General features: G+C 36.3%; 11 protein-coding genes. 9 read left to right on the top strand and 2 right to left on the bottom strand.

Going from position 1 to position 9,215, the window contains the following annotated elements; genetic code table 11:
• Nucleotide 1: 1 nt before the first annotated feature.
• Nucleotides 2-466, bottom strand: a complete 465-nt coding sequence (locus ACJML3_RS09845) for a restriction endonuclease subunit S (RefSeq protein WP_406022811.1) — start codon at nt 464-466, stop codon at nt 2-4.
• Nucleotides 467-700: 234 nt separating this feature from the next.
• Here ACJML3_RS09845 and ACJML3_RS09840 point away from each other — a divergent pair, with 234 nt between their 5' ends.
• From ACJML3_RS09840 to fliR, 8 genes are read left to right on the top strand one after another with little or no spacing between them, the layout of a single operon-like run.
• A complete protein-coding gene (locus ACJML3_RS09840; protein WP_406022809.1) occupies nt 701-2,497 on the top strand; it encodes a flagellar hook-length control protein FliK in 1,797 nt (598 codons plus the stop codon).
• Between the two features lie 59 nt (nt 2,498-2,556).
• A complete protein-coding gene (locus tag ACJML3_RS09835; RefSeq protein ID WP_406022807.1) occupies nt 2,557-3,093 on the top strand; it encodes a flagellar basal body-associated FliL family protein in 537 nt (178 codons plus the stop codon).
• A gap of 13 nt (nt 3,094-3,106) precedes the next feature.
• Complete coding sequence (gene fliM, locus ACJML3_RS09830) at nt 3,107-4,153, top strand: flagellar motor switch protein FliM (protein WP_406022805.1); 1,047 nt, start codon at nt 3,107-3,109, stop codon at nt 4,151-4,153.
• Nucleotides 4,154-4,164: 11 nt separating this feature from the next.
• Nucleotides 4,165-4,566, top strand: coding sequence for a flagellar motor switch protein FliN (gene fliN / locus ACJML3_RS09825; RefSeq protein ID WP_406022803.1), 402 nt, complete (start codon nt 4,165-4,167; stop codon nt 4,564-4,566).
• A gap of 2 nt (nt 4,567-4,568) precedes the next feature.
• Nucleotides 4,569-4,976, top strand: coding sequence for a FliO/MopB family protein (locus ACJML3_RS09820; protein WP_406022801.1), 408 nt, complete (start codon nt 4,569-4,571; stop codon nt 4,974-4,976).
• Nucleotides 4,963-5,805 (top strand): flagellar type III secretion system pore protein FliP, encoded by an 843-nt coding sequence (gene fliP / locus ACJML3_RS09815; RefSeq protein WP_406022799.1) that lies wholly within the window; start codon nt 4,963-4,965, stop codon nt 5,803-5,805. Before ACJML3_RS09820 ends, fliP begins: the two co-directional genes overlap by 14 nt.
• Before the next feature lie 3 nt (nt 5,806-5,808).
• A complete protein-coding gene (gene fliQ, locus ACJML3_RS09810; RefSeq protein WP_406022797.1) occupies nt 5,809-6,078 on the top strand; it encodes a flagellar biosynthesis protein FliQ in 270 nt (89 codons plus the stop codon).
• The gene (gene fliR, locus ACJML3_RS09805) at nt 6,078-6,872 is read left to right on the top strand and encodes a flagellar biosynthetic protein FliR (protein ID WP_406022795.1); all 795 of its coding nucleotides are present in this window, start codon (nt 6,078-6,080) and stop codon (nt 6,870-6,872) included. The genes fliQ and fliR overlap by 1 nt, the downstream gene beginning before the upstream one ends.
• 1 nt (nt 6,873) lies before the next feature.
• Here the strand turns inward: fliR and ppnN are convergent, their stop codons facing one another.
• Nucleotides 6,874-8,244, bottom strand: a complete 1,371-nt coding sequence (gene ppnN / locus ACJML3_RS09800) for a nucleotide 5'-monophosphate nucleosidase PpnN (RefSeq protein ID WP_406022793.1) — start codon at nt 8,242-8,244, stop codon at nt 6,874-6,876.
• Nucleotides 8,245-8,413: 169 nt separating this feature from the next.
• Here ppnN and ACJML3_RS09795 point away from each other — a divergent pair.
• Nucleotides 8,414-9,215 (top strand): AAA family ATPase (locus tag ACJML3_RS09795; protein WP_406022791.1); only part of this gene is annotated, 802 nt, incomplete at its 3' end.

Raw genomic sequence — 9,215 nt, 5'->3', positions numbered from 1 at the left:
TTTATGTTATTTGGAAAATATACTTACGCTGCTGAAGGGTAATAATGTTGTCGATTTTTGAGAAAAAACATCCTATCTTTTTCTGCTCATCATAATTTGGAGTCATACAGTATGTTTTATTGATTACAGTTTTTGATAAACTTGGAACTCCTGTTGACTCATCTTTCTTTTTCCAGTCGATATTTTGAAATATACAATAGAGAAAATCTAAGTCTTGTTCTTTCTTTGGAATGGCATAAAACAAGGTGTCAACGGTCCAAAATGGAGCTCGTAGAATATATGGTTTATCAATTGTTCCTTTTCTTCCTATACCAATAGCGTCTTCTTTCCATGACAAAGCTTCATTAACGCTAAGCATATATCCACCTGTTCCATAGACAGGAATATCTCCTTCAGACAGATGTTTATAATCTCTACCACTGCCAACATCTTTTATTTGTTCTAACTTACGCTGTTCCCAAGCAATGACAAGAAAATAAATTTCATATCTAATGGTTATTCGATGTAATCAACAAACTGTAGTATTATTTTTTCACTTCTTAGATTCCATTTTTATGAATTAAAACAACCCACCTTATAAATTGGCACCACATTTGCATAATAAAAACTTAGGATAAACTTTGAGTTTATCTTTAAGTGGATAAAATACTGATAATAAATAAAAATTTACTATCTGAAGCGAAATAAAGAGGAATGTGGTATGCAAATAATTGCCTCTACGCAGAATGAAAAATTGTTAAATCTTGCCACTTCTGCCAGTGATAGAAATACTGACAGATCATCAGGTATGGATTTTTCATATCTTTTCAATCTAGCCAAGACTAGTGACTCAATAAATGCTTCTCCTGTAAAGCAGCAAAACAAAGCTACTCGTACTGATAGAAATACTCAGAGTCTTTATGGTGAGAATAAAAAAGATCTTTCTGTAATAAAAAAAGAAAACACAGTAACTTTCAAGCAAGGAAATATTGCAAGAAAGAGTAGTTCTTCTGAGACTTCATCTCGATATGAGAAGTTGGATCAGGATGTTTTAAATAAGAACAAATCTGATCCATTCAAAAATTTTAATGAATCTGATGAATGTAAAGAAATAAAAGAACAAGCAAAAATAATTTGTGAAGATGAGGTAAACAACGATGCTATTACTGATCAAGAGAATAATCAGGCAGTACAGGGGCAGATAATAAACAACTATAAACTGCTTGAAACACCAAATACATATGCAGATGTGCAGGCAGAATCAAGACCTATTACAGATGAAGATATTGAAGCTTTAGAGGCTTTAAAAAACGCAGAAAACATAAACCCAGATGAAATATCTGATCCTAATGCAGAATCTTTAACTGATATCTTTTTAAAGTCAACTTTAAAGATTAAGGAAGAAGATGAGGTTGACGAAGAGCAGACTGATGAAGAAACTGAAGAGGAAACAGCCAATAATATTGCTGACAACGTAAAGAAACTGGCAATAAAGGATCTATCTTCATCAGATAAGACTCTAAAGACACAAATAGCATCAATGTTAGCTGAACTTAATGCTGAATCTGTTGAGGTAGTGGATAAAATAGATACAGCACAGAGTATCAATGACGATGAGTTTGGTGCAAAGACCTTTGAGGCTATAGAAGATTCAATTATAGCTTCAATGGAGCTTGAAGAGAATTCACACAACATCGAGAAAGAAGAGCTTCTCCCTGAGGAAAATGAAGCTAGCGAGTTTAAAAAGTCTCTTGATATATTAAAAGCAGCTGTAAAGGGAAGTGATTCAGAGACAGATGTAAGTGAAGAGTCTTTAGCATCAGATGAGTTTGTAAATCCTGATGAAAATACTGCTAACAGTAGAGATGCTGTTAAAAACACAATTGTCCTTCGTGATCAGAAGAATGCTGATTCATTAAAAGGCAGTAACGGATCTTCATCAAAGGATAGTGGTTCATCACTTGGTGGTAATCAGAATCAGACATCTGCAAGCGCATTTATTAAGGAGATGAATGCAAAGAGTGCAACTACTCAGAGTACTCAATCATCATTCTCAACACTTCTGATGTCATCTAATCTAAAGCAAAATGCTCAGCAGATAACAGAATCCGTTATGAAGATGGCTGCAAAAAACCTAAAGAGCGTTAATATCCAGTTATCACCTGAAGGTATGGGTAAGCTCAAAATAAGCATTGATATGACAAAATCTGATGAGGTTGCATCTGTATCAATCAGTGCAAGCAACCAGGCAACCAAGCAGTTAGTAGAGCAGGGATTATCTGATCTTAAAGAAAGACTGATGGCAAATGACATCAAGGCTGATCCTAAAGTTGAAGAGTACAGCGAGCAGGAGCAGTCAGGTCATCAGCAGGGGCAGTCAGAAAAAAATTCTGAAGATCACAAAAAAGAGCACAATTTAGCTGACAATGGCGAAAATATCGAGTTCGTTGATGATAATCTCAGCTTTGAAAGTCTAATTAACTCACAAAATATAGACTTTATGAGCAAATTTGCATAAAAAATCAAATAATTATTTGATGCAATATGCCATAATAAAAGAAAACTAAGGAGAGTCCTATGGCAGCAAACAATAAAGACGATGATCTAGAAGAAGAAAAGCCTGGCAAAAAGAAAAAACTTCTGATGCTTATTCTGATAGTTTTACTACTGTTAGGTGTATCTGCTGGAGGTCTTTTAGTTTATGATAAATTCATAAACGACAAAAACGAAGGTCCAACTCCAGAGGAAATTGCTGCTCAGAAGGCAAAAGAGGAGCTTGAACAGCGTTTGCTTCAAAAGGAGATCTATGTTCCTTTAGGAGCTCCTTTTACCTATACTGTTAAGGGAGAGCGCCGAACCCACAATGGTCAGTTAGAGGCTGTTTTAGTGGTTGTCGGTGAAGAAAACGAAGCTTTGGCAAAAAAGCATCTTGTACTTCTAAATTCAGTTGTATTTGATAAGCTTTCAGCTCAGACTTATGAATCATTGCTTCTTCCTACAGGACGAAACAGACTGAAAAGAGAATTACTAGATGCGGTACGTGCCCGTATGACTGAGGTTGCAAAAGCACCTGTCGTAGAGCAGGTACTGTTTACAAGCTTTGTTTTACAGTAATGGAGCTTAATCTGTGACAGAATATTTAACACAGGATGAAATTGACGCCCTTCTGCACGGTGCAGATGATGTAGAGCCAGAGGTTCCCCAGGACTCCACGGGTATTAAATCCTTTGACTTTGGCTCTCAGGAACGTATTGTCCGTGGTCGTATGCCAACACTTGAGCTTGTTGACGAACGATTTGCAAGACATATGCGTATCAGTCTTTTCAACATGATGAGACATTCTGCTGAAGTTACCTGGACTGGCGTTAATATGATGAAATTTGGTGAGTATGTACAGGGACTGTATGTGCCTACCTCTTTGAACATGGTCCGTTTCAGACCATTGAAGGGTACTGCACTTATTACCCTTGAATCAAAACTCGTATTCATCATGGTGGAAAACTTCTTTGGTGGTGAAGGTCGATTCAGAACCAAGATTGAAGGTCGTGAATTCACACCAACTGAAAGACGTATTATTCAGAAACTTTTAAAGATGGTGTTTGCCGATTACAAGGACGCATGGGCTCCTGTAATGGACGTTGAGTTTGAGTACTTAGACTCTGAAGTTAACCCATCAATGGCAAACATTGTTAGCCCATCAGAAGTTTTAGTTGTAAACCAGTTCCATATCGATCTTGACGGTGGCGGCGGTGATTTGCATATCTGCTTCCCATATTCAATGATTGAGCCTATCAGAGAACTTTTAGATGCCGGTGTTCAGTCAGATAAAGGTGATACTGATGTTCGCTGGAACAAGGCTCTTCGTGAAGAGGTTATGGATGTAAATGTTGATATGAGAGTAAAGCTTTTAGATACTCTTGTGTCACTAAGAGATATCATGGACTTTAAGGTCGGTGATGTTTTAAATGTTGAGATTCCGCCAAATCTTTTAGTATATATTGAAGATCTGCCAAGCTACCATGCAAAGCTAGGTCAGGTAAAAGATAAGATGGCAATTAAAATCTCTGAGGTCCTAGAGAGACCTAAGAGTGTTAAGAATGATTTAAGCTTCATTAAAGGCAATAATATTTCTGTTGCGGATGATGATGACGTTGAAGAATTTGATGATGATTAGCAGGTAGTATTATGTCAGATGATCAGAAATTAGCAGACGAGTGGGCAGCAGCCTTAGGCGCTCAGGAAGAGGCAGGTCAGGTTGAAGGTGTTGCTGTAGAGCAGTTCGATGAGGACAGTTCTTCTGCAAAGGCTCCTTTATCTGTTGAAGAAAGAAAAAAACTTGATTCAATTCTTGATATTCCTGTAACCATTACTATGGAAGTTGGTCATGCAAAGATTTCTATCAGAAATTTATTGCAGTTAAACCAGGGTTCTGTAATTGAGCTTGAAAGATTAGCAGGTGAACCATTAGATGTTCTTGTAAACGGTACTCTTATCGCTCATGGTGAAGTGGTTGTTGTTAACGACAAGTTCGGTATCCGTTTAACAGACGTTATCTCTCAGGTTGAAAGAATCAAGAAGCTTCAGTAATTATGGGAAAAATTATAAGCATTGTTCTAATGCTTCTTTCATCTTCTGTATATGCTGATGAAACTGCAACTAACAGGGGTCTTGTTTCATCGGCTAATATCGTTTCATGGATTACATCTACCTTTGTAATCCTTTTTATTATCATGATTTTAGCTTATCTTCTGAAAAAGACACGTTTTGGTCGAGTTAATACAGGGGAACTCAGAATTGAAAATCAGCTTTTTTTAGGCCCAAAACAAAAGATTATGGTAGTAAATGCCTATGGAAGAAAAGTGCTTTTAGGCGTTACAGTCAATCAGATAAATTATCTTACAGATCTTGATGCAAATAAGTCTGATTTTGAGACTCTTTTAAAAGGATCTGCTTTGCAAAACGATAAGCCTCAAGAGAGTAGCGATGATACTAAGTAATGAAAACTATATGGGCAATACAAAAGCCATCATCAAAAGGTTAGCTTCATTAAAGAAGACTTTCTTTGTAAGTCTTTGTCTTACAGTTTTCTTCGGAGCAATACTTTGCTTTTCTCAAAGTGCCTATGCTGAAAACACTCTTGATATATCTGCCTTTACAGTAAAGACAAATCCTGATGGAACTCAGGATTACTCACTGTCACTACAGGTTGTTATCCTGATGACGCTTCTGTCTTTTCTGCCATCAATCCTTGTGATGATGACATCTTTTACAAGAATCGTCATTGTTCTATCAATTTTAAGACAGGCCATAGGTCTTCAGACTGCACCTTCTAATCAGGTTTTAGTCGGTATCTCTCTTTTCCTGACACTTTTTGTCATGACACCTGTTTTTGATGATATCTATACACAGGCAATAGAGCCTTATATGCAGGAGAAAATACAGGCAAGAGAGGCTTTACAGATAGGTCAGAAACCAATTCATAAGTTTATGATAAATCAGACAAGAATGTCCGATCTGAGTGCATTTAGTGAATTTGCCAATATAAAAATCGATAAGCTTGAAGATGTACCTATGAGAGTACTTATTCCTGCTTTTGTGGTAAGTGAACTTAAGACTGCATTCCAGATTGGCTTTATGCTGTTTTTACCATTCTTAATCATTGACCTTGTTGTGGCATCAATCCTTATGGCTATGGGTATGATGATGCTCTCGCCTATGTTAGTGTCGCTCCCCTTTAAGCTTATGCTGTTTGTATTAGTTGACGGCTGGTCACTTATCATGGGAACTCTCATGTCAAGTTTCGGTCTGGGGACGGCCGGAGGGTAGTACATGGAACCAGAGATTTTTGTTGATATCGTCCGTCAGGCTTTAGGTTTAGTTGCGATACTGGTTAGTGCAAGTATCATTCCATCACTGGTGGTTGGTCTTTGTGTATCTATTTTCCAGGCTGCAACATCCATCAATGAGCAGACTTTATCATTTCTGCCAAGATTGCTTGTGACTGTTGGTGCTCTGATGTTCGGATCTCACTGGGGTCTTGAAAAGCTAATGTCATTTTTCAGATCCATTATTGATATGATACCTCAGGTTATCAGCTGATGAATTTTCTTGAGCCTGTAACTTTAGCTGCAGTAGCCCAGATAGTGTGGCCACTTTGCAGAATAAGTGCTTTTTTAGCAACTATGATGGTTATCTCTGGAAATTCCTTTCCTATGATGACAAGGGCTCTTTTATCTTTAGCAGTTACAGTCTGTTTTCTTCCATCAATTCCAAATCTTCCTGCAGATGCAGCCCCGTTTTCAGCTCCAGGTATTCTTACAACCATAAAAGAAGTCCTGATAGGACTCTGTATGGGTCTTGCAACTTTGCTAATTTCTCAGGCTTTTATTGTTGCAGGTCAGACTATTGCAATGCAGACAGGTTTAGGTTTTGCATCCCTTATCGATCCTGTATCAGGTACAAATACAGCTGTAGTAGGTCAGTTTTTTACAGTTCTTTGTACACTGGTATTTTTCAGTGTTAACGGTCATCTTATTTTCTTTAGGCTTCTTTTATTAAGCTTTGAAGTTTTACCAATAGGAAGTTTTCTTCCAGCTCAGGGGCTAAACGAATTTTTATTTTTCTTTGGCTCAATGTTTACAGCAGGTCTTGCCATGGCATTAACTGCAGTATGTACAATGCTGGTTGTAAATTTTACATTGGGTGTTATGACAAAGGCTGCACCTCAGTTAAACGTCTTCTCACTTGGATTTGCTGTTTCAATGGTTGTAGGCATGTTCGTTCTTATCTTCTCATTAAATGCATTTATGAGTAATTTTACGAACAACTTTAACGACGTGTTTGATGCAACCTGTGCCCTTATAGGCACAAGCTGCGATGGAGTATTAAGATAAGCTATTCAAAGGTATAGCAAGGCTTGTATTCTTTTTGTGACAGTAAAATACGATGCTGCTTTATGAAATTCTCAAGCAGTTTTCCAAGCTCATCGATAATCATCTTATCACCATGAAGAACAAAAGGTCCGTTCTTCTTGACTGCCTGAATTCCATAATCTTTAACATTACCTGCAACAATTCCAGAAAATGCGCTTCTTAAGTTTGCAGCAAGTTTCCAGTCTTCCTGTTCTTTTGTAAGATTTAATGACGACATAAATTCATGAGTTACTGTATTTGCAATCTGAAGCTCATAAGGAATTTTCATTGTCCAGTTAAAACAGTATGAATCATGTGTAATGGTTCTGTGATCAAATACTGATTCATTGTTCTTTTTAACTTTGTTTGCAACTGCTACAGGATCGTCAATAATCAGATCGTAGTATCTTGTAATTTCCTTACCAAAACATGTGATAAGAAAATCTTCAAGTGCTTTGAAATATTCTTCACTTTGTTTGTTACCAGTGAGAATTAAAGGTATGAAATTGTGTTTATTCTCTGGATGTAACTTTATTGAAAGAATATACAAAAGCTCTTCAGCTGTACCAGGTCCGCCTGGGAAGATAATAAGAGTATGACCAAGACGCACAAATGCTTCAAGTCTCTTTTCAATGTCAGGAAGAATAATAAGATCGTCAACCATTGTATTTGGAGGTTCAGCTGCAATAATAGATGGCTCTGTAAGGCCAATAAGTCTGCATTTTTCCTGAGAGCATTGCTGTGAATATCCCTGCAGTGATCCTTTCATAGGTGCTTCCATTACTCCAGGTCCGCATCCTGTGCAGATATCGATATAGCGAAGTCCCATTTCAAAACCTACTTTGTAGGCATAGTCATATTCTTCTTCGCTGATAGAATGTCCACCCCAGCACACTGCAATATTAGGTTTTGCACCTGCTTTTAAAACCTGTGCATTTCTTAAAATGATAAAAATAAGATGAGTAATATAATCTGATTCATTATCAAACTTATCTTTAACTGAAGCGTTAAGTAAAGAAGAGAGGTTTGTTAACTGAATAATATCTCTTAAAACAGAATAAAGATGATTTCTTAATTTTTTTATTACAATTCCATCAACAATTGCACTTTCAGGTGGATTTACTAGCTCTAGCTTTAAACCTCTTTCATTTCTAATGATGTTAATTTCAAAATCTTTTGAGTTTTCAAGCAGATCGGCTGAATTATCAGTGATATTACCTGAATTTAAAACTGCAAGTGAACAGTTTCTGTATAGTTCATAAAGCTCACCTTTTCCTGATAGAGAAATGGCATCAGCTTCATTTTTTGTTAAAAGTGCCATTGAACCAACTGGCCATACATCAACTACACTCATAAAATTCCTTTATTATCAAATACATTTCTTTTTACAGTATAGATAAGAATTGTTAAGAATGTTATGTTGTATGTTAAGAAAATGCTATTAATTCGATTTAATTTTGGTTTTGAAACTAAGTGCTTTTGAGCTAAAATAAAGCAAGTAAACAAAAATACGGATAAAGACTATGAGTGATAAATGCTTTAAACAACTGCCTATCGGAAATGAGGATTTTGCTTATATCGTTCAGAATGGTGGTTATTATGTTGATAAGACATCTTATTTAAAAAAAGTCTTTACCAATCTCTCCCCAGTGATCCTTTTCACAAGACCAAGACGCTTTGGTAAAACTCTTTTAATGGATATGTTTGCCACATTTTTAACTATTGGCAAAGATGGCAGTGATAACAGAGAGTTTAAAGAAAAAATCTTTGAAGGTCTCGAGATTTTAAAAGATAAAGAATTTACAGATAAATACATGGGGCAGTTCCCTGTTATTTTTATTTCTCTTAAAAAAGTTTATGGAGAAACATTTAAAGAGGCTTATGGAAAGCTTATTGAACTTGTTGCAGAGCTATGTGGTAACTTCAGTATATTGAAAGATAGTTCAAAACTCTCCAGCGAAGACAAAAAAGTTTTATCAATACTGCGAGATCAGGTAAATCTGCTAAATCCTGATTACAAGTTCATTCTGACAGGTGCATTAAATACTTTATCAAATTTTCTGTACAAGCATTATGGCAAGAAAGTCATACTTTTAATCGATGAGTATGATGTACCTTTAGCAAAGGCATCAGAGAAAGGTTATCACGATGAGATGGTAACTCTTATAAGCCAGTTCTTTGATTTCATGAAAATCACACCTAATAACAAGAACACAGAATATCCAATAGAAAAGATTGTTCTTACAGGATGTCTTAAGGTTGCAAAAAACAGCATCTTTACTGGTGTGAACAACATCACTGTTAATACTGTGCTTTCAGAAAATA

This window comes from Succinivibrio sp. (genome assembly GCF_045124615.1).
Taxonomy (GTDB): Bacteria; Pseudomonadota; Gammaproteobacteria; order Enterobacterales; family Succinivibrionaceae; genus Succinivibrio; species Succinivibrio faecicola.
This window is presented reverse-complemented; position numbering and strand designations above follow the sequence as displayed.